At 69.5% G+C, this 20,436-nt stretch carries 20 protein-coding genes; 10 read left to right on the plus strand and 10 right to left on the minus strand.

Annotated elements, in window-relative coordinates:
- Positions 1–20 precede the first annotated feature (20 nt).
- Genes C1931_RS19195 through C1931_RS19220 form a run of 6 tightly spaced genes read left to right on the plus strand, consistent with a single transcriptional unit; the run spans position 21 to position 6,770 of the window.
- Complete coding sequence (locus C1931_RS19195; RefSeq protein WP_108757471.1) at positions 21–710, plus strand: RDD family protein; 690 nt, start codon at positions 21–23, stop codon at positions 708–710.
- Positions 707–1,699 (plus strand): stage II sporulation protein M, encoded by a 993-nt coding sequence (locus C1931_RS19200; protein WP_108757472.1) that lies wholly within the window; start codon positions 707–709, stop codon positions 1,697–1,699. Before C1931_RS19195 ends, C1931_RS19200 begins: the two co-directional genes overlap by 4 nt.
- Positions 1,689–3,296, plus strand: a complete 1,608-nt coding sequence (locus C1931_RS19205) for a DUF4129 domain-containing protein (protein ID WP_108757817.1) — start codon at positions 1,689–1,691, stop codon at positions 3,294–3,296. Before C1931_RS19200 ends, C1931_RS19205 begins: the two co-directional genes overlap by 11 nt.
- A complete protein-coding gene (locus tag C1931_RS19210) occupies positions 3,293–4,495 on the plus strand; it encodes a DUF4350 domain-containing protein (RefSeq protein ID WP_108757473.1) in 1,203 nt (400 codons plus the stop codon). The genes C1931_RS19205 and C1931_RS19210 overlap by 4 nt, the downstream gene beginning before the upstream one ends.
- On the plus strand, positions 4,492–5,475 hold the full coding sequence (locus tag C1931_RS19215; protein WP_108757474.1) for a MoxR family ATPase: 984 nt from the start codon (positions 4,492–4,494) through the stop codon (positions 5,473–5,475). The genes C1931_RS19210 and C1931_RS19215 overlap by 4 nt, the downstream gene beginning before the upstream one ends.
- Positions 5,472–6,770 (plus strand): DUF58 domain-containing protein, encoded by a 1,299-nt coding sequence (locus C1931_RS19220; protein ID WP_108757475.1) that lies wholly within the window; start codon positions 5,472–5,474, stop codon positions 6,768–6,770. Before C1931_RS19215 ends, C1931_RS19220 begins: the two co-directional genes overlap by 4 nt.
- Positions 6,771–6,913: 143 nt before the next feature.
- Here the strand turns inward: C1931_RS19220 and C1931_RS19225 are convergent, their stop codons facing one another.
- Genes C1931_RS19225 through C1931_RS19235 form a run of 3 tightly spaced genes read right to left on the minus strand, consistent with a single transcriptional unit; the run spans position 6,914 to position 9,346 of the window.
- Positions 6,914–7,591 (minus strand): hypothetical protein, encoded by a 678-nt coding sequence (locus C1931_RS19225; RefSeq protein ID WP_108757476.1) that lies wholly within the window; start codon positions 7,589–7,591, stop codon positions 6,914–6,916.
- Positions 7,591–8,769: a glutathionylspermidine synthase family protein gene (locus C1931_RS19230; RefSeq protein WP_108757477.1), complete on the minus strand. Its 1,179-nt coding sequence runs from the start codon at positions 8,767–8,769 to the stop codon at positions 7,591–7,593. Before C1931_RS19230 ends, C1931_RS19225 begins: the two co-directional genes overlap by 1 nt.
- A 7-nt stretch (positions 8,770–8,776) precedes the next feature.
- Positions 8,777–9,346, minus strand: a complete 570-nt coding sequence (locus C1931_RS19235; RefSeq protein WP_108757478.1) for a DUF1190 domain-containing protein — start codon at positions 9,344–9,346, stop codon at positions 8,777–8,779.
- A 364-nt stretch (positions 9,347–9,710) separates the two neighbouring features.
- Here C1931_RS19235 and ilvD point away from each other — a divergent pair, with 364 nt between their 5' ends.
- Positions 9,711–11,549, plus strand: a complete 1,839-nt coding sequence (gene ilvD, locus C1931_RS19245; RefSeq protein ID WP_108757480.1) for a dihydroxy-acid dehydratase — start codon at positions 9,711–9,713, stop codon at positions 11,547–11,549.
- A gap of 130 nt (positions 11,550–11,679) precedes the next feature.
- The gene (locus C1931_RS19250; RefSeq protein WP_108757481.1) at positions 11,680–12,291 is read left to right on the plus strand and encodes a hypothetical protein; all 612 of its coding nucleotides are present in this window, start codon (positions 11,680–11,682) and stop codon (positions 12,289–12,291) included.
- A 61-nt stretch (positions 12,292–12,352) separates the two neighbouring features.
- On the opposite strand, the gene dinG is transcribed toward C1931_RS19250, so the two are convergent.
- From dinG to aroE, 3 genes are all read right to left on the minus strand, one after another.
- Positions 12,353–14,455 (minus strand): ATP-dependent DNA helicase DinG, encoded by a 2,103-nt coding sequence (gene dinG / locus C1931_RS19255; protein WP_108754518.1) that lies wholly within the window; start codon positions 14,453–14,455, stop codon positions 12,353–12,355.
- A gap of 274 nt (positions 14,456–14,729) precedes the next feature.
- On the minus strand, positions 14,730–15,086 hold the full coding sequence (locus tag C1931_RS19260; RefSeq protein WP_108751257.1) for a hypothetical protein: 357 nt from the start codon (positions 15,084–15,086) through the stop codon (positions 14,730–14,732).
- Between the two features lie 3 nt (positions 15,087–15,089).
- A complete protein-coding gene (gene aroE / locus C1931_RS19265; protein WP_108751258.1) occupies positions 15,090–15,935 on the minus strand; it encodes a shikimate dehydrogenase in 846 nt (281 codons plus the stop codon).
- Positions 15,936–15,983: 48 nt separating this feature from the next.
- On the opposite strand from aroE, the gene C1931_RS19270 reads away from it, so the two are divergent.
- Positions 15,984–16,847: a PD40 domain-containing protein gene (locus C1931_RS19270; RefSeq protein ID WP_108757482.1), complete on the plus strand. Its 864-nt coding sequence runs from the start codon at positions 15,984–15,986 to the stop codon at positions 16,845–16,847.
- A gap of 113 nt (positions 16,848–16,960) precedes the next feature.
- On the opposite strand, the gene C1931_RS19275 is transcribed toward C1931_RS19270, so the two are convergent.
- The 4 genes from C1931_RS19275 to C1931_RS19290 form a co-directional block, all read right to left on the minus strand.
- Positions 16,961–17,230, minus strand: coding sequence for an SHOCT domain-containing protein (locus C1931_RS19275; protein WP_108757483.1), 270 nt, complete (start codon positions 17,228–17,230; stop codon positions 16,961–16,963).
- A gap of 45 nt (positions 17,231–17,275) precedes the next feature.
- Positions 17,276–18,265, minus strand: a complete 990-nt coding sequence (gene hemB, locus C1931_RS19280) for a porphobilinogen synthase (protein WP_108751261.1) — start codon at positions 18,263–18,265, stop codon at positions 17,276–17,278.
- Between the two features lie 19 nt (positions 18,266–18,284).
- Positions 18,285–19,202 (minus strand): bestrophin family ion channel, encoded by a 918-nt coding sequence (locus tag C1931_RS19285; protein WP_108757484.1) that lies wholly within the window; start codon positions 19,200–19,202, stop codon positions 18,285–18,287.
- Between the two features lie 124 nt (positions 19,203–19,326).
- Positions 19,327–19,575: a hypothetical protein gene (locus C1931_RS19290; protein WP_108754522.1), complete on the minus strand. Its 249-nt coding sequence runs from the start codon at positions 19,573–19,575 to the stop codon at positions 19,327–19,329.
- Positions 19,576–19,752: 177 nt separating this feature from the next.
- Between C1931_RS19290 and C1931_RS19295 the strand changes: the two genes are divergently transcribed.
- Positions 19,753–20,211: a hypothetical protein gene (locus tag C1931_RS19295; RefSeq protein ID WP_108757485.1), complete on the plus strand. Its 459-nt coding sequence runs from the start codon at positions 19,753–19,755 to the stop codon at positions 20,209–20,211.
- Positions 20,212–20,436: the final 225 nt, after the last annotated feature.

Consider the following 20,436-nt stretch of genomic DNA (forward strand, 5'->3'; position numbering starts at 1 on the left):
CACCCGCGACCGTCGCCCTGATGGCCGCGCCCATGCTCGATACCTACCGCGAGGTGGTCACGCCCGAAGGCGTGCTGCTGCAGTTGCCGGCCGCCGGGCCGATGCCGCGTGCGCTGGCCTGGCTGATCGACCTGGGCATCCGCGTGGGCACCGGCTTCGTGCTGGCCATTCCGCTGGCGCTGCTGGAAGAGTTCGGCCGCGGCATCTATCTGGCCATCATGTTCCTGCTGATGTGGGCCTACCCCATCGTCTGCGAAGCGCTGTGGGGCCGCACCCCCGGCAAGCGTGCGCTGGGCCTGCGCGTGGTGATGCGCGATGGCGCGCCGCTGGGCTGGGCCGGCGCGGTCACCCGCAACCTGCTGCGCACCGTGGACATGCTGCCCTTCGCCTACGCGCTGGGCCTGGTCAGCTGCCTGTTCGATCCGCATGGGCGGCGCCTGGGCGATCTGGTGGCCGGCACCGTGGTGGTGCACGCGCCGCCGTTCTACCTGCCGCCGCCGGTCACCATCGACAGCGTGCTGGCCCCGGCGCAGCCGCTGCGGCCGGAAGAACAGACCGCCGTGATGGCCTTCGCCGAACGCGCGCCGCGGCTGTCGCCGGCCCGCCAGCAGGAACTGGCCGGGTTGGCCCAGCCGCTTACCGGCGCCAACGGCCAGGTAGGTGTGCTGCGCCTGTACGCCATGGCCAACTGGCTGCTGGGCCGGCGATGAAGCAGGAACAGTTCGTCGCCCGCCACCAGCAGGAATGGCATGCGCTGGAACAGTGGCTGCAGCAGCGCGCGGGTCTGCTGCGCCGGCGCCGCGCTGCCATGGGCAGTGCAGACCCCGGCGATACCGCCTTCGCCCAGCGCTACCGGCGGCTGTGCCAGCAACTGGCCCTTGCCCGCGAACGCGGCTACAGCCCGCAGCTGGTTCAGCGCCTGCAGGGGCTGATGCAGCAGGGCCACGACGTGCTGTACCGCACGCCGCCCACGCGCTGGCGGCGTGCGCTGGAATTCCTGATGGCCGACTTCCCGCTGCTGGTGCGCAGCCAGGCGCGCAGCATGTGGGCGGCACTGGCCATGTTCGCGGTGCCGGCCATCGCCTGCTTCGTGCTGGTGCAGTGGCACCCGGACAGCGTGTACCTGCTGATGGACAACGCGCAGATCGCCAGCATGGAACGCATGTACGACCCCTCGGCCGACCGCCTGGGCCGCGACAGCGGTACCGACTGGATGATGTTCGGCTACTACATCCTGAACAACATCGGCATTGCCCTGCGCACCTTCGCCAGCGGCCTGCTGGCCGGGCTGGGCACGCTGCTGGTGCTGTTGTTCAACGGGGTCACCATCGGTGCGGTGGCCGGCCACCTGCAACAGATCGGCCATGGCGATCCGTTCTGGCGTTTCGTGGTCGGGCATGCCGCCTTCGAACTGACCGCCATCGTGATTGCCGGCGGTGCAGGCCTGCAGCTGGGCATGCGCCTGCTCGCACCGGGCCGGCAGCGCCGCGTGGACGCGCTGGTGGAAGGCGGTCGCATCGGCGCACGCCTGTGCCTGGGCGTGGCCTTCATGCTGCTGCTGGCCGCCTTCGTGGAGGCCTTCTGGTCGTCCATTGCCGACATTCCGGCCTGGCTGAAGTTCAGCGTGGCCGGCGTGTTGTGGGCCGGCGTGCTGCTGTGGCTGTGGCGCGGTGGGCGTGGGGGCAGTCGTGCGGATTGAACATCTGAACGTCGCGCTGCGCGCCCGCAGTAGTTGGGAGGCGATGGAGCTGGGCATGGCCCTGGCCCGCCGCCACGCACGCAGCGTGTGGGGCAGCTGGCTGCTGGCCAGCGCACCGCTGTTCGTGCTGTTCAATGCGCTGGCCTGGTGGCTGGATGCGTTCGGCTGGGCCTGGCTGCTGATGTGGTGGTGCAAGCCGCTGTTCGAGCGCGCGCCGCTGTACGTGCTCTCGCGCGGCATCTTCGGCGAACAGGTGGCGCCACGTGCGGCGCTGCGTGCGCAGCGGCAGTGGGGCAACAGCGGCTTCTGGGGTTACCTGGGCTGGCGCCGCTTCAGTGGGCTGCGCAGCCTGTGCCTGCCGGTGAACCTGCTGGAAGGCAATGCACCGGGACAGCGCGGGCCACGGCGGCGCGCGGTGGTGTCCGGCGCGGGCGGCGCCGCCCTGATCCTGTGCTGCCTGTGCCTGGGCTTCGAACTGGTGCTGGTGCTGGGCGCGATCGCCTCGGCATTCCTGTTCATTCCGCTGGATCTGCTGCCCGACTCGTGGCGTGCGGCGTGGGACATGCTGCGCGTGGCGCCACCGCCGTGGGCGCTGCTGGTGTTCAACCTGCTGTGCTGGCTGGCGTCGGCGCTGATCGGCCCGCTGTACGTCGGTGCCGGCTTCGGGCTGTATCTGAACCGGCGCACGGAAATGGAAGCCTGGGACGTGGAAATGGCCCTGCGCCGGCTGCGTGAGCGCCTGCTGCCGGCCGCGTCGTCGCTGGTGCTGCTGCTGTGCCTGGCGTTGCCGCTGGCACCGGCGCACGCGCAGGACAGCGATGCCCGCCCGGCCACGGCCGCGACGGAGCAGAGCGACAAGCCCACCCGCAAGCGCCCCAGCGCCGCGCAGGATCCGGCCAACACCCCGGCGGTGATCTTCGGCGATGCGCCGGTGGACACCGCCGGCTTCCGCCAGGCGGTGAACCGCGCCTACGAAGATCCGCTGCAGCGGCCGCTGCGCGAGGTCAGCCAATGGCAGCCGATCGACCGCGACGACGCGGAAAAGAAGGAAAAGAAGGAACTGCAGCCGGACACCGACGCTGAGCGCGCGCGCAAGGCCCGCCAGGATGCACGCCGCTGGGTGGCGCGCGTGGCCGAGTGGGGCCTGTGGGGTGGCCTGGGATTGCTGGTGCTGGTGCTGCTGCTGACCGCGCGGCTGTGGCTGCCGTGGCTGCGCGGCAGCGGTCGGCGCAAGGGTGGAACGGCACCGGCCATCCGCGAAGACAGCATCGTGCTGCCTGACATCCTGCCGCCGGACGTGGCCACCCAGGCCGCACGGCTGTGGGACGACGGCCGCCCGCGCCAGGCGCTGGCCCTCCTGTATCGCGCCAGCGTGGGCACCGTGGTGGACCGCAGCGGCGTGGTGCTGCCGCCCGGCGCCACCGAAGCGCAGTGCCTGCGCGCCTCGCGGCGCATGCCCGAAGCCAGTGACCGCGAGCTGTTCGCGCGCATCGTGCGCATGTGGCAGTTCGCCGCCTACGGCGGTCGCCTGCCCGCCCGCAGTGATTTCGACGCACTGTCGGCTGCCCTGCAGCAGCAGTTCCGGTGGCAGGCATGAAGCCGCGCCTGTTCTGGTCGCTGTTGCTCGGCGCGCTGATCGTGCTCGGCGTGCCGCTGACGATCCTGTTCCTGCGCACCCACGAGAAAGTGAGCCAGACCCTGGTGCTGCCGCCGCAGGGCGAGGCCAGCTTCAACCCGCTGTACGTGCTGGGCCAGGCGCTGCGTGCCGACGGCCTGCAGGTGCAGACACGGCAGCAGCTGCGGTTGCGCGACATGGCGCTGGCCCCGGGCGATACCCTGGTGCTGCTGCAGGACACCCGCGATCTGGCGCCGCATACCGCGCAGGCCCTGCTGGACTGGGTGGGCGAAGGTGGTCATCTGCTGCTGCGCACGCCGCCACCGGCCACCGCCCGGCGCAAGGACACCACCAGCACCACGCAAGGTCCGCTGCTGGACCGCATCGGCGTGGACAGCCTGTTCCACGACAGCCGATGCCAGCGCTTCCACGTGGCCGATGATCCCGACCACGTGGAGTTCTGCAAAGGCCGCCGTTTCTCGCTGGGCTTCCGCGCCGCCGCCACTGCCGAACGGCGCTGGGGCAACGACGGCGACCTGGTGTTCGCGCGCCTGCGCCACGGCAAGGGCCGCATCGATGTGCTGGCCGACATGGAATTCATGCGCGGCACCGGCGCAGGCACCAACACGGAACGTCGCGTGTTGAATGCCGGCGAACGCCTGCGCGATGGCCTGCATGACCTGTCGCACCGCGACCTGACCCGCTACCTGCTGGACCCGAACTACGGCCGTGGCACGGTCTGGCTGGTCTACGGCAAGCGCCCGCCCACGCTGTTCGCACGCATCGTGCTGCAGGGCTGGCCGGTGTGGCTGCCGCTGCTGCTGGCGATCCTGGGCTGGTTGTGGGCGCGCTCGCAGCGCCTGGGCAGTGCCCAACCTTCGCCGGTGGTGGCACGCCGCTCGCTGCTGGAACACGTGCGCGCCAGCGGCGAACTGCTGCTGCGCTTCGGCCAGGGGCCACACCTGTACCGCGCGGTGCAGGCGCTGTTCCTGCACCGGCTGCGCCTGCGCGCGCCGGTGGCCGCCGCGCTGGACGGCAGCGCGCGCGACCATGCCATTGCCGAACTGCTGCGCTGGCCGGTTACACGCGTGGCCAGCGCGATGACCGTGCCTGCCGCCAACGATTCCTCCGCCCTGCGCGAGCGCATCCGCTTGCTGCTCCAGATGAGATCCCTGCTATGACCGATGCCCCTGAGCTTCCGTCCGCCGCCGCCCGCCTGATTGAACGCGTCGATGCCATCCGCGAAGCGGTAGGCCGCGCTTTCATCGGCCAGAGCGATGTACTGGACCAGATCCTGGTGGCCCTGCTGGCCGGCGGCCATGTGCTGATCGAAGGCGTGCCCGGGCTGGGCAAGACCCTGCTGGTGCGCGCCCTGGCACAGGCGCTGGAACTGGATTACGGGCGCGTGCAGTTCACCCCGGACCTGATGCCCAGCGACGTAAGCGGCCACGCGGTGTACGACCCCAAGAGCGAAAGCTTCCGGATCCGTCGCGGCCCGGTGTTCACCAACCTGCTGCTGGCCGACGAAATCAATCGTGCGCCGGCCAAGACCCAGTCGGCCCTGCTGGAAGTGATGCAGGAAGGCCAGGTGACCATCGAAGGCAAGGCGTTCACCCTGGCGCCGCCGTTCATGGCGCTGGCCACGCAGAACCCGCTGGAACAGGAAGGCACCTACCCGCTGCCGGAAGCGCAGCTGGACCGTTTCCTGCTGAAGGTGCTGATCGACTACCCGCAGCTGGACGACGAAAAGCGCATGGTGGCGGCGATCACCCATGGCCGTGCCGCCAGCGATTTCGACCTGAGCCAGGTGCCGCGCGTCCTTGGCGCGGGCGAACTGCTGGCGCTGCAGCAGGCCACGGCGGCGATCACCGTGGACGATGAAGTGATTGATTACGCCGTGCGCATCGTCGCCGCCAGCCGGTCCTGGCCGGGTATCGCGGTTGGCGCCGGCCCGCGCGGCAGCATTGCCCTGGTGCGTGCCGCACGCGCGCAGGCGGTACTGGCCGGGCGCGATTTCGTCACCCCCGACGATGTGCGCGACATCGCACGCCCTGCCCTGCGCCATCGCATTGCGCTGGCACCGGAACTGCAGATTGAAGGCCAGGGCCCGGACGACGTGCTGGGCGCCCTGCTGGCCAAGGTGGAAGCACCGCGCCGATGAGGCCTGCGCCGCTGCTGCTGGCTGTGCTGCTGGCCTGGGCTGCGCTGGGCGGCATGGTGCTGGGCGGCCTGCTGCCGCGCTGGAGCTGGGCCGCGATGGGGCTGGCGGCTTTGCTGCTGGCCCTGCTGGATGCCTGGCGGGTGGCCCGGCAGCCGTCGCCGCAGGTGCAACGGCAGGTGCCCGAAGCGCTGGCCCTGGGCGTGCGCCGCCAGGTGGGCCTGCGCCTGCAGGCCGCGCGCGCGCAGTACGTGCAGGTGTTCGACCTGGCGCCTGGCGGCTGGCCCGTGGAAGACCTGCCGCAGCGCCTGCAGCTTCGCGCTGGGCATGCCAGCACCCTGCACTACCACGTGCAGCCGCCGCAGCGCGGGCGCTACCGCTTCGATGGCGTGCACCTGCGACTGCGTTCACCGTGGCGACTGTGGTGGCAGCAGCGCACGCTGCCGCCGGCGCTGGAGGTGCGGGTCTACCCGAACTTCGTGCCGCTCACCCGCTTCGCCCTGTTCAGTGCCGACCAGGCATCGCGGCTGGTGGGCGCACACGTGAAGCGCCGCCGTGGCGAAGGCACCGATTTCCACCAGATGCGCGAGTACCGCACCGGCGACAGCCTGCGCCAGCTGGACTGGAAGGCCACCGCACGCGCGCGCAAGCTGATCTCGCGCGAGTACCAGGACGAGAAGAACCAGCAGCTGCTGCTGATGCTGGACAGTGGCCGGCGCATGCTGGCCAGCGAGGGCGGGCTTTCGCACTTCGACCATGCCTTGAATGCATCGCTGGTGGTGGCCTACCTGGCCCTGCGCCAGGGCGATGCGGTGGGCCTGTTCGCCGCTGGCGGCGAGCGCCGCTGGGTGGCCCCGCAGCGTGGCATGGGCACGGTGCAGCACCTGCTGCGCGCCAGCTACGACCTGCAGCCGCAGCCGGTGGCCACCGACTACCTGGCCGGCGCCACCGAGGTATCGCTGCGCCAGCAGCGGCGCGCACTGGTGATGCTGGTCAGCAATGTGCGCGATGAAGATATCGAAGACCTGCTGGCCGCCGTGCGCCTGCTGCAGCGCCGCCACCTGGTGTGCGTGGCCAGCCTGCGCGAACGCGAGCTGGAAGCGGTGCTGGACGGCGAAGTGAACACGCTGGAAGAAGCCGCCCAGGCCGGCGCCACCGCGCTGTACCTGCAACAGCGCGCGCAGGCCCACGACGCCCTGCGTGCCGAAAAAGTAATGGTGCTGGACGTCACTGCCGACGCCCTGCCCGCCGCCCTGGTGGAACGCTACCTGTCGGTGAAGCGCGAAGGCCTGCTGTAACCGCCACACCGCCCCGGTAGGTGCCAACCTTGGTTGGCACGACACCCACAATGCCGACCAAGGTCGGCATCTACCACCCTTCACGCCCCGGTAGGTGCCAACCTTGGTCGGCACAAAACCCACAGCGCCGACCAAGCTTGGCATCACCCCTGCAGCAATCGCCGTTGCAACCGCTCCACCGCGCGCTGCAGCAGCACGCGGTTACGGGCCAGCTTCATCCACTGCGGAAGGCGTGAAAACATCGAGGCATTGGCCACGCCCGCGCGCTCGCGCAGCGGCGCCACGGCAAATGCATGCAAGGCCTGCAGGTGGGCTTCGTTGTACGCCCACAGCACCCCGGCAGCCGTCTTTTCCACCAACCGCAGCGGCAGTCCCAGATGCGGGTCGATGGCCTCGTGCGCACGCACCCGCGACACGCTCACCGTCACTTCACTGCTGCGCCCACACTGGCCGCAATCCCCCATCAAGGTGCGCACCGGCGCTGCGGCACGCGCGCGATACAACGCGGCGCTCACCCACTTGTGCCCACAGTGGCCGCAGGCGCGATGCCCGCTGTAGCGCACCGGCCCAACCCAATCGCCCGCGCTGCAGCGACCACAGGTGCAGGCACCGGCGTTGCCGCTGCCACCGTCCAGCGCCAGGCTGCAGCCCAGGCAGCGGAAACGCGCTGCTGCAGACCGCCCCACCACCCAGCCCGGGGTATCGCAACGATGGCAGCGCACGGCCACGCGGTCTGCATACCGCCACAGGCCATGGCCATCGTCCAGGTGGCGACCGGGCAGCGGCGCCGGCCGCAGATCGCGGTTGCGCCGCACCGCCATCAGACGTAGATCCGCGTCGGCGCCTCGTCCACGATCGCATGCGGCACGAAGCGCGCACTGTCGCGGGTAATCGCGCTGTCATCCTCGCGGATGCCGATGCCGCAGGCGTGGTCGCCGATCACCCAGCTGCCGATCAGCGGGTAACCGCCGTCGAAACGGGTAAGCGGATGCGCACGCTGGATGATCGCCGGCCCTTCGTACGGACCGTCGCTGCGCTGGGTGCTGCCATCGGCCAGGTGCATTTCGATGTTGGCGCCTTCGCGCGAGAACAGCGGCTTGCGCACCCAGCCCGAGGCCAGCGCGCTGCCATCGTCGAAATGCGCTTCCAGCAGGTTCGGGTGGCCCACGTTGCGCTGCCACAGCAGCGGCAGGATGCCCTTGTTGCTCAGCACCGCCTTCCACGCCGGTTCCAGCAGCTGGATGCCCGAACCGGGCAGCGCGCGGCCGAATTCCTCGGCCATCAGGTCTTCCAGCGGGTACAGCTTGAACAGCGTGCCGATCACCGTGTCATCCAGCGCGGTGAAGCGACCGTCCTCGGACAGGCCGATATCTTCAATGGCGATGGCCTGGCCATGCAGGCCGGCCTGCGACGCGCAATCGCGCAGGTAATCGACCGTGCCGCGGTCTTCTTCGGAACTGCCCACCGCGCTGAAGAACAACGGCGGCGGCAACTGCCCGGCCAGTGCGCCGAAACGCTCGACCAGTGCCTCGTGCATGCCATTGAACTGGTCGGCGTGCTGCGGCAGGCGGCCGGCATTGCGCTGGTCTTCCAGCCACTGCCACTGGAAGAAGCTGGCCTCGAACAGCGAGGTGGGCGTGTCGTAGTTCAGTTCGTACAGCTTGGCCGGGCCGGTGCCGTCGTAGGCCAGGTCCAGGCGCCCGTACAGGTGCGGCTGGCGCTGGCGCCAGCTCTCGGCGATCCAGTCGCGGTAGTGCGCCGGAATGGCCAACTGGTCCATCAGGCGCTCGCTGGCGATCACATCGCCCACGAGGTCCAGCGCCATCTGGTGCAGTTCGGCGCTGGGGTCTTCGATGTCCTGTTCGATCTGGCGCAGGGTGAAGGCGTAGTACGCGCGCTCGTCCCAGTACGGCTGGCCGTCGATGGTGTGGAAGCGGAAACCGGCTTCCTCCGCGCGCGCCCGCCAGTGGGCGCGCTCGGCAATCTGGATACGCTGCATGGATCGATCAGCCGCCGAAGCTGCTGCCGCTGCGGCGCGCGCTGGTGCTGCCAAAGCCACTGCGGCTGGCGGTCACGGCGCGGTTCGGTTCGCTGGTCACCGGAGCCAGACCGGCCTTGCCGCCACCGATGCCGCTGGCGGTGTTCATGCCACCGGTGCCGCCCGGTGCCGGGCGCGCCCAGCCCGCGTTCTTGTCCTGGTAGGCCGGTGCCGACGCCGGCGCCTGCGGGGCCAGGCCGCCGCGGTTGCTCAGCATCTGCGACATGAAGAAGCCCATCATCATCGGGCCGATGAACGACGTACCGGCCGAGGTGTGCTGCTGCACGCACTGTTCCGGCTTGTAGTCCTGCTCGCAGGCTTCCTTGCTGGCGTACTTGGGCGCCGCATCGGCCGCCTTCTGCTGCGCTTCGGCAAAGGCGTTGCGGCACGACGACGGGTCGCCGGTGGCCTCGGTGCAGGCCTCCACCGATGTGTACAGGCCTTCCTGCACCTGCACCTGTTCATCCTTCTGGCAAGCGGTGAACAGCAGGGGTGCAGCGCTCATCAACAGCAGCGCGGTGGTGCGGGAACGCTTCATGGCGTCATGCCTCGGAATCGGATCAATGCCCCAATGATGCCAAATTCACACCAACAACCGGAATCGGCAAAGTAGGAAAGATGAACGGGTTTTCATTTTCGCCGGGCCGGCACACCTTTCCGGTAGGTGCCAACCTTGGTTGGCACACATGCCGCAGCGCCCGGCCCTGCCCGGCGAGCGCTCCCACGTCTCAGGCGAGGAGCCCCCTTGTTGTTCAAGGGGGCGCGCCGAAGGCGCGGGGATAAGGAGAAATGCGCGGACCACCAAGCCGCTGCAGGCGGCGAAGGTGGTTGCAGCAGCAACCGAAAAACTCCGCCATGATCGGGCAACCCCCACGTTGTACGGCCCGCCCGTTCCGCCAGCCATGCCTGAATACCGCTCCCGCACCTCCACCGCCGGTCGCAACATGGCCGGCGCCCGCGCCCTGTGGCGCGCCACCGGCATGAAGGACGGCGACTTCCACAAGCCGATCATCGCCATCGCCAACTCCTTCACCCAGTTCGTGCCCGGCCACGTGCACCTGAAGGACCTCGGCCAGCTGGTCGCGCGCGAGATCGAAAAGGTCGGCGGCGTCGCCAAGGAATTCAACACCATCGCCGTGGACGACGGCATCGCCATGGGCCACGACGGCATGCTGTACTCGCTGCCCAGCCGCGAGATCATCGCCGACTCGGTCGAATACATGGTCAACGCGCACTGCGCCGATGCGCTGGTGTGCATTTCCAACTGCGACAAGATCACCCCCGGCATGCTGATGGCCGCGCTGCGCCTCAACATCCCGGTGGTGTTCGTGTCCGGCGGGCCGATGGAAGCCGGCAAGACCAAGCTGTCCGAGCACAAGCTGGACCTGGTCGATGCGATGGTGATCGCCGCCGACGAAAGCGCCAGCGATGAAAAGGTCGCCGAGTTCGAGCGCAGCGCCTGCCCCACCTGCGGTTCCTGTTCGGGCATGTTCACCGCCAACTCGATGAACTGCCTGACCGAAGCGCTGGGCCTGTCGCTGCCCGGCAACGGCTCCACCCTGGCCACCCACGCCGACCGCGAACAGCTGTTCCTGCGCGCCGGCCGCCTGATCGTCGAACTGTGCCACCGCTGGTACGGCGGCGAGGAAGCGAGCGCGCTGCCGCGCGGCATCGCCACCCAGGCCGCATTCGCCAATGCAATGACCCTCGATATCGCCATGGGCGGTTCCACCAACACCATCCTGCACCTGCTGGCGGCCGCACAGGAAGCCGAGGTGGACTTCGACCTGACCCACATCGATGCGCTGTCGCGGCGCGTGCCGCAGCTGTGCAAGGTGGCGCCGAACACGCCCAAGTACCACATGGAAGACGTACACCGCGCCGGCGGCGTGTACGGCATCCTGGGCGAACTGGCGCGTGGCGGCCTGCTCGACACCACGGTGCCGACCGTGCACAGCCGCACCCTGGCCGACGCCATCGAACGCTGGGACGTGGCAGTCAGCGGCGAATCGAGCGTGCACGATTTCTTCCGCGCCGGCCCGGCCGGCATTCCCACCCAGGTGGCTTTCAGCCAGGCCACGCGCTGGCCCACGCTGGACGTGGACCGCGCCGAAGGCTGCATCCGCAGCGTCGAGCACGCCTACTCGGCCGAGGGCGGCCTGGCCGTGCTGCGCGGCAATCTGGCCATCGATGGCTGCGTAGTGAAGACCGCCGGCGTGGATGAGTCGATCCACGTGTTCGAAGGTACGGCGCGCGTATTCGAGAGCCAGGACGCGGCCGTTGCCGGCATCCTGGCCGATGAGGTGAAGCCGGGCGACGTGGTGGTGATCCGCTACGAAGGCCCGAAGGGCGGCCCTGGCATGCAGGAAATGCTGTACCCGACCAGCTATCTGAAATCGAAGGGGCTGGGCAAGCAGTGCGCGCTGTTGACCGATGGCCGTTTCTCCGGCGGCACCTCGGGCCTGTCGATCGGCCACGTTTCACCGGAAGCGGCCAGCGGCGGCACGATTGGCCTGGTGGAAGATGGCGACCGCATCCGCATCGACATTCCGGCCCGCCGCATCGACCTGCTGCTGGACGAAGCCACCCTGGCCCAGCGCCGCAACGATGCCGACGCGCGTGGCTGGAAGCCGCGCGAAGCACGCCCGCGCAAGGTCACCAGCGCCTTGAAGGCCTACGCCCTGCTGGCTACCAGCGCCGACAAGGGCGCCGTGCGCAACACCGCCCTGCTGGGCGATTGAGTTGCGTGGGGGTCAGAGCCCTTCCTGCGGAAGGGATCTGACCCCGGATCGCGGCAGGGGGTCGGATCCCTTTCGCAGAAAGGGCTCTGACCCCGGTAAGGTAGGACGCAACACCAACACGGAGGTTGTGATGACGTTGCTTTCCATTGCCCTTGCCGCTGCGCTGGGCGCGGCACCGGAACCGCCGAACGCGCCGGATTGCAGCTACGACCGCGATGCCATGCTGGCGATGGAGCCGGATGCGTTCGACCAGGACCTGGAAGGTGGCTGGCGCCCGCTGGCCGACCGCGGCTGCCAGCGCGAGGCGGCGGACCTGCTGACTGCCTACGCCGCGCAGCCCAAAGCCGCTGGCAGGAACATCATTCTCTGGCACGCCGGCCAGATGCGTGCCGAGGCAGGCCAGTACCCGCAGGCGATTGCGCTGATGCAACGCACCTACGCGCCCAAGGACACCGATCCGGGCTACTGGAACGCCTACGTGGACGGCACGATCGCCTTCCTGCAGCGCGACCGTGCGGCGCTGGAAGAAGCGCGCGCAGCGCTGATCGCGATTCCCACCCCCGAGCAGATCGCCGGGGCGCTGAAGGATGGGCGCTATCACTTCACCACCGCCGGCGGGCAGCAGGTGGATGCGCCGTGGCCGCCCAACCTGGACGTGCTGGATGGCTTCCTGCGCTGCTTTGACCGCGACTACCACGATGCGATGGGCAGCCAATCCTGCCGGAACCCGGAAGGCGGTTGAGGGCGGGCTGGGGTCAGAGCCCTTCCTGCGGAAGGGATCTGACCCCGGCTCTGACCCCGACTCAGCCGATCACGCGCTTGAACGGCGGCAGTGCGTCGATGATGCGCTTGCCGTAGCGGCGGGTCAGCAGGCGCGAGTCGAGAATGATCACCCGGCCGGTGTCGGTGGAGGTGCGGATCAGGCGGCCGGCAAACTGGGTGAGCGTGCGCAGCGCATGCGGAATGGCGATCAGGTTGAAGGCGTTCATGCCCCGCGCTTCCACCCATTCGCTCAGGGTGGCGGTCTGCGGGTCGGTGGGCACGGCGAACGGCACCTGGGTGATGACCACCGTGGTGCAGGCTTCGCCTGGCAGGTCCAGGCCTTCGCCGAACGAGTTCAGACCGAACAGCACCGAGCCTTCGCCGGCGGCCACGCGGCGCAGGTGTTCGTCAATCAGCCGGGTCTTGGACATTTCGCCCTGCACCAGCACCTGCTTGCGGCGCGCGGCCGACATCAGGCCGGCCACCTTTTCCATCTTCCAGCGCGAAGTGAACAGCACCATCGAGCCCTTGGCCCAGTCCAGCTCGGTATCCAGGTAACGGGCGACTTCGCGCGGGTGGCCGTCGCGGTCGTCGGGGGTGACCGGGAACTTCGGCACGATCAGTTCGGCCTGGTTGGGCAGGTCGAACGGCGAGGCCAGCGAGACCATTTCCGCTTCCGGCGGAATGCCGTTGTCGATGGCCAGCGACTGGAAATCACCGCCGCCGGTCAGGGTGGCCGAGGTCATCACCACCGAATCCACTTCATCCCACAGCAGCTTGCGCAGCACGTGCGCGGCCGACACCGGTGAGCCGTGCAGCACCAGGTCGCCATCGCGGGTGGCGGTGACCCAGCGCGCGGTGGGCGGCGCGCCGTCCTTGTCCTCGCGGCGCCAGGCCTGCCACAGGTTGTACTGCTGCTCGATCATTTCCAGGGCCATGCCCAGGTTGCGCTGCAGGCGCTCGCGCGCAGCGTCGTCCGGCTTGCCCTTGGCCACCTGTGCGGTGGCGGCGTGGGCCCAGTTGTAGAGGCTGCGGGTGTCGTCGGCCAGCGCTTCGATGGGTTCGCGCCAGGCCTCGGGCAGGCGCCCGTTGGCCGCGCGCCACATCGGCTCTTCGTCGGCCGGCGCCGGCATCCACACCGCTTCCACGTGGTCACGGAAGGCGCGCAGCTGCTTGGCCACGTTGCTGGCCACGTCGATGGCCTCGTTCGGCAGCAGGTTGCCCAGGCGGTCCTTGTCGACCGCGCGGTACGCACCGGCAATCAGGATCTGCAGGCGACCGACGCGCTTGGCCATGTCGTCCAGGGCCAGGCTGGCCGCGCCCTGGTCGATGGCCACGTTGCCGATGTGGTGGCCTTCGTCCAGCACCAGCAGCATGTCCGACGGCGCGGCGATCATCGGCTGGCCGTTGTCGCTGTCACCAATGGACAGGGCCGACAGCAGCAGCGCGTGGTTGGTCACCACGATCTGCGCATCGCGCACGGTGTTGCGTGAGCGCAGCACCGCGCACTGCGCCGAATACGCGCAGCGACGGCCGGCACAGGCCGAGGCCGGGGTGGTGATGCGGCTGCGCAGGCCAGGGCTGATGGTTTCCGGCGCGTTGTCGATGTCGCCGTCCCAGCTGCCGCTGGTGAAGGCATCGGACAGGCGCTTGGCGATATCCATTTCGATGGGCGCCAGCGGCCGGTCGTACAGCGGCGCCTCGTCTTCGAACATGCCGCCCTGGGCGCCCTCGCCCTGCGCTTCGGCGGCGTTGCGCGTGCACAGGTAGCGGGTGCGGCCCTTGGCCAGCGCCACGGTCGCTTCCAGGCCGGTGGCCTTGAGGAAATTGGGAATGTCGCGCTCGACCAACTGCGACTGCAGCGCCACGGTACCGGTGCTGATGACCAGCTTCTTCTTGCTGGCCAGCGCGATCGGCACGCCTGCGGTCAGGTAGCCCAGACTCTTGCCGACGCCGGTGGGCGCTTCGACCACGCCCACGCCGCCGCTGGTGGACAGCGCGCGCGACACCACGCCGATCATCTGGCTCTGCGAGCGGCGGGTGGAGAAGCCGGGGGTGTTGGCCTGCAGCGTCGTATAGGCCTTGCGGATCGCGTCCTTCAAGGCGTCATCGAGCTTGCGGGGGGCGGCGACAGTTTCGGTCACGCCGGAAGTTACCGTGGCTGGATCAGGCCGGTCATTGTCGCATGGCCGGCCGACGGGACCGGCGCGGCGGCGCTGAACGGGGTCAGCGGCGTCGGCCGTTGGCGGCCATGGGCCGGGCGCAGCCCTGCGGCCAAGGCAGATGGCGCCACCGGCACACCGCCCTGGTAGGTGCCAACCTTGGTTGGCACAGCTCTGGTAGGTGCCAACCTTGGTTGGCACACCCCCACAGCGCCGACCAAGGTCGGCGACTACCAACAGCCGCGGTGGCCCAGCGTTACGGCGCCGACGCCGCCGGGCGGGCGCGCAGCAGCCGCACCAGCGCCCAGACCAGCAGCACGATGCCGAAGGCATCCAGCAGGGCCAGCACGAAGTGCACCCCGCCCAGCACCGCGCTCATCGCCGAAACGGCGCTGAAATCGCCGCTGCTGACCAGCCACAGCGGCACCACGCTGGCACCCAGGCTGCCCAGGTTGGCGGCCAGCAACAGCAGCAGGCCGGCCAGCGCGCCGCTGCGGGCCGCATCACGCGGCGCGCCCAGCACCCACACCAGGCCCACGCACAGTGCGATCAGCACCGGCAGGCGCACGCCCAGCAGGCTGAGCACGCTCATCAGCATGGCCGATGCATCCATGGTTCAGTCCTGCCCGGCGAAGGTGCCGGCACCGGCGCGCAGCTGCTGGTAGACCTCGTCGGTCTGCGGGCGCACGCCATGCCACTGCAGGAAGCTTTCGGCGGCCTGCTCGACCAGCATGCCCAGGCCATCAACGGTGTTGCGGCAGTTGGCCGAGCGCGCCCAGGCCAGGAAGGCGATGGCGGCCTCGCCGTAGTTCAGGTCCACCGCGGTGGTCATCGAATTGACCAGCGACAGCGGCAGCTTGAACTCGACGTCGCGGTCGCGGCCGGCCGAGGTGGCGTTGAGGATCAGTTCGAAATCGCCCAGCTCGCGCAGGTCTTCCCAGTAGCGGCTGATGGCGCGGCCGGGTTCACCCATCGCGTCGATCAGTTCGTCGGCACGTTCCGGCGTGCGGTTCACCACCACCAGTTCGGTGATACCGGCATCCAGCAGTGCCGGTGCCACGCTGCGCGCCGAACCACCGGCGCCGATCAGCAGCACGCGGCGGCCGCGCAGGTCCAGGCTGTGGCGGTCGGTCAGGTCACGCACCAGGCCGATGCCATCGGTGGTGTCGCCGTGCCAGCGGTCGCCCTTGCGCAGCAGCGTGTTGACCGAGCCGGCGCGGCGCGCACGTGCGGTCAGGGTGGTGCACACGGAAAACGCGGCTTCCTTGTGCGGCGAGGTGACATTGGCACCCACGCCGCCTTCGGCAGCGAAGGCTTCCAGCCCGGCCAGGAAAGCGTCCGGGGCCAGGTCGATGGCGCGGTAGTCCACGCTGATGCCTTCCTGGCGACCGAACGTCGCGTGGATCTGCGGCGACTTCGAGTGGGCGACGGGGTGTCCGAAGACGGCGTAACGGTCGGTCATGGAATCCTCAAGCTGGCTAGACTGATGCTCTTTCGTGCACGGACCTGGATGATGCGCATCACCCCGACCCTGCTGGTGCTCGCCGCCAGTCTACTCTCTGCCCCCGTGGCGATGGCGTTGAACGAGTACGGCATTGAAGGCATGGGGGTGGTATCGACCCGGGCCGATGAAGGGCGCGCGACGATCAGTGCCGATGGCCAGCGCATCGTCTTCGCCCGCCGCGGCGAAGCGGGCTGGGGGCTGTGGCAGGCACGGGTGGTGGACGGGCGCTGGCAGCAGGCGCAGGCCCTGCCGGTGGCGGTGCCCGGCGAGGTGGTCGATCCGTACTTCAGCCGCGATGGGCGCTGGCTGCTGTTTGCCGCCGGCCGCGAGGACGCGCTGGCGCTGTACCGCGCGCCGCTGGCGGCCGATGGCAGCCTGGGCCCTGCGCAGGCGCTGGCCGGCACCGGCAAGACCCGCCCCGAGCGTGGCCCGGCGCTGAGCGCCGATGGCCGCCGGCTGCTGTTCGCACGCCACCAGGGCCGGGGGACGGGCTGGGATCTGTTCGTGGCACCGCTGGATGCGCAGGGCGCGCGTGGCGCGGCGGTGGCGCTGGATGCGCTGAACAGCGCGGGCGACGAGACCGATGGTGACTGGCTGGGCCAGGATGGCGCGGTGGTGTTCAGCCGCGTGGGCGCCACCGCGGCGCAGGTGATGACCAGCCGCTGCGCGTGGACCGGGGCGGCGCTGCAGCCCTTGGGGCTGTCGTTCAACCAGAACGGCGGCTGGACCGCGGCACCGGTGATCGACAACGCCAAGCCCGGCGAGATGCTGGTGGCCAGCAGCGCCGCACGCGCGCCGCGTGCCGGTGGCGTGGATGTGTACCGGTTGGCGGTGCCGAAGATCGCGGCCGTGGCCGGGTGCGTAAAGTAGATCCACGCCATGCGTGGATGAACCTCACGGTAGGTGCCAACCTTGGTTGGCACACTCGCGAAGGGGTCAGAGCCCTTTCCTGCGGAAAGGGATCCGACCCCGGGTCACGCCGCTCAGCGCGACAACACCTTGGCCCGCTGCTGTTCGTACTCGGCTTCGCTGATCTGGCCGCTGTCCTTGCGCTGGTTCAACGCGGCCAGCTCGGCTTCCACCGCATCCGGCAGGGCCTGGCTGCGGGCCACGTGGCGCGCGGCGGACGGCTGTTCCGGCGCGCGCCGGGCGGCACGGCGGGCGGCCAGGAACACGAACACGATGATGGCGCCGAAGATCGTGGTGCCCACGATCCAGATCAACCACTGCATCCATCCCAGTTCCGGTGCCATCGCCTGTGTCTCCCTAGTTCGTGAACGCGTTCGTGGGCGCTATTGTCAGCGCTCGCGCAGCCAGCGCGCTACCTGCGGGGCGAAATAGGTCAGCACGCCATCGGCGCCGGCGCGCTTGAAGCCCAGCAGCGATTCCAGCACGCAGGCGCGTTCGTCCAGCCAGCCATTGGCGAAGGCGGCCTTCATCATCGCGTACTCGCCGCTGACCTGGTAAGCAAAAGTCGGCACGCCGAACTTCTCCTTCACCCGGCGCACCAGGTCCAGGTAGGGCATGCCCGGCTTGACCATCACCATGTCGGCGCCTTCTTCCAGATCCAGCGCGATCTCGCGCAGCGCCTCGTCACCGTTGGCCGGGTCCATCTGGTAGGTCTTCTTGTCGGCCTTGCCGAGGTTGCCGGCGCTGCCCACCGCATCACGGAACGGGCCGTAGAAGGCCGAGGCGTACTTGGCCGAGTAGGCCATGATGCGCACGTTGACGTGGTGGTCGGCATCCAGCGCACGGCGGATGGCGCCGATGCGGCCGTCCATCATGTCCGACGGCGAGATGATGTCGGCGCCGGCCTCGGCGTGCGACAGCGACTGCTTCACCAGGGCTTCCACGGTGATGTCGTTCAGCACGTAGCCCTTGTCGTCGATGATCCCGTCCTGGCCGTGGGTGGTGTACGGGTCCAGGGCCACGTCGGTCATCACCCCCAGTTCCGGGAAGCGGGTCTTCAGCGCACGGATCGCCCGCTGTGCCAGGCCGTCCTCGGCCCAGGCCGCCGAAGCGTCCAGCGTCTTCTGCGAGGCATCGATGACCGGGAACAGGTCGATGACCGGAATGCCCAGCTCCAGTGCTTCTTCGGCCACCTTCAGCAGCTCTTCGATCGACAGCCGCTCCACGCCGGGCATCGACGGCACGGCCACGCGACCGGCCGGCTCGTGCACGAACACCGGGTAGATCAGGTCGTCGGTGGTCAGCGTGTTCTCGCGCATCAGGCGGCGCGAGAATTCGTCATGGCGCATGCGCCGTGGGCGGTAATGGGGGTGAGGCATGGCAGGCTCCGAGGAGTGGCTATTGCAACAGGTAGCCCTGCGGCAGCAGGGGTTCGGGCAGGGGGCGTTCGCCCAGCGCATCCAGCTGGTCGATTTCGATGGTGCGCACCAGGGCGTCCAGCGGCAGATCGTTCGGCTCCAGGCCGAACGGGTCTTCCATCTCTTCGCCCAACTGGTCCAGGCCGAAGAACGCATAGGCCAGCACCGCCGACAGCACCGGCGTGGCCCAGCCCAGCGAACTGGCCAGGCCGAACGGCAGCAGCACGCAGAACATCCACGCGCAGCGGTGCAGCAGCAGGGTGTAGGCGAACGGCAACGGCGTGGTGAGAATGCGCTCGCAGCCGGCCTGGATGGACGACATGGCGTGCAGGCGTTCTTCCAGCTGCGTGTACAGGATCGAATCGAGGGTGCCGGCGCGCAGGGCCTGGGCCAGTTCGGCGGCGATCATCGCCAGCAGCGCATCGGGCACGTTCTCGCGCTGGGCCAGCTGCGTGCGCTGGTCATCGTCCAGCCACGGCACGGCCGCAAGGGCCACCTCACGGCGGCGCAGGCGCGCGGCCAGGGCGGCGGCGAAGGCAATGGTGAGGTAGCTGACGCGCTGCCGGCGCGGCGCATCGTCGGCCAGCAGCAGGTGCAGCTGGCGCGCCAGCGAGCGCGATTCGTAGACCAGTTGGCCCCACAGCTTGCGGCCTTCCCACCAGCGGTCGTAGCAGGCGCTGTTGCGGAAGCTGAGGAAGATCGACAGCACCAGGCCCAGCAGGGTGAACGGTGCGGCCGAGACGCGCTCGATGCCGGGCGGCTGCGCCAGTTCCACCACCGCGGCAACGGCGATGGCCAGCACCAGGATGGCCAGCACCTTGGGCGCCACCGCCGGAACGATGGAACCGCGCAGGATGTACAGCAATTGCCAGCCGTGCGGCCGGGGGCGAATGATCATCGGGGCTACCGCGGCGGACGCGGTCCTGCAGGCACGCGGGGGGCTCGCGCAGCCGCCCATTCTACGCCCCTGCCCGCGCCGCGACCGCGCACCTGCGACGCCCGGTCGCACCCGCCCGGGGTGTTCAGATCACCCCGCCGCCCAGGCCCAGGCGGAAGATGCCCACCACCACCACGATGCCGTTCAGCACCAGGCCGGCCCAGGCGCGGCCGCGCTTGCTGGGGTGGGTGAACAGGATGCCGATGGCGGCGATGATCGCGCCGACGGCCGCAAAGGGAATGAGGAACCAGTTGCCCCACCCCAGAAGGGGGATCAGCGCCAGGATCATCCACAGCAGCGCCACCACACCCCACAACAGACTGATAACGCCCATGCCACGCTCCGTGCTTGGTTGCCGCCACCATAGCCGTTCCCGGGGCGGCCGCCTACCGGTGTTGGCGACAGCATCACCGCCGCCGTGCCAGCATGCGGCCAGGGCCAGCATGCCGGTGTTGGCGCTTATTCAGAGTGCCGGTCCGATGATCCGAGGCAATCCACAGGGGTATACGCCATGAACATCCGTTGGGTCGCATTGGCGGCCATGCTGCTGGCCGCTGCCGGGTGCGCCAGCACCTCCAAAGTCATGCTGGGCCGGGCGCGGGCGCCGATCGACCCGGCCCTGGTGCAGATCTATTCCACCCCGCCGGCCGGTTCGCTGGAAATCGCCCAGCTGGAATCGTCTTCGGCGGTGGGCTTCGGGACCCAGGGCCAGACCGATGCAGCGGTGGCGCGGCTGAAGCGCGAAGCCGCCGCGCTGGGCGCCAACGGCGTGATCCTGATGGGCGTGGGCAGCAGCGGTTCGCCGGTGGGCATGTCGGTGGGCGCCGGCAGCTACGGCTCGCACGTGGGCGGCGGCGTGGGCATCGGCATTCCCACCACGCAGAAGCGCGCGGCCGGCGTGGCGATCTGGGTGCCCAACCCCGAACCGCCGGCACGCCTGCCGACGCAGACCATTACCCCGCAACGCTGATGCGACGGTAGCGCCGGGCCATGCCCGGCGGCGTTGCTCCTGCGCGCGCCGGGCATGGCCCGGCGCTACCTGGCCCAATCGGCGGCTTTTCCGCTGCGCTCGCCCGGCATGGCCCGGCGCTACCGGTCCGGTGGCTGGTAGATCCACGCCATGCGTGGATGGGCTTTCCCGATAACCCCTGGGGTCAGAGCCCTTTCCTGCGGAAAGGGATCCGACCCCGGGTCT

The sequence above is a fragment of the Stenotrophomonas sp. YAU14A_MKIMI4_1 genome, from assembly GCF_003086855.1.
Lineage (GTDB): Bacteria > Pseudomonadota > Gammaproteobacteria > Xanthomonadales > Xanthomonadaceae > Stenotrophomonas.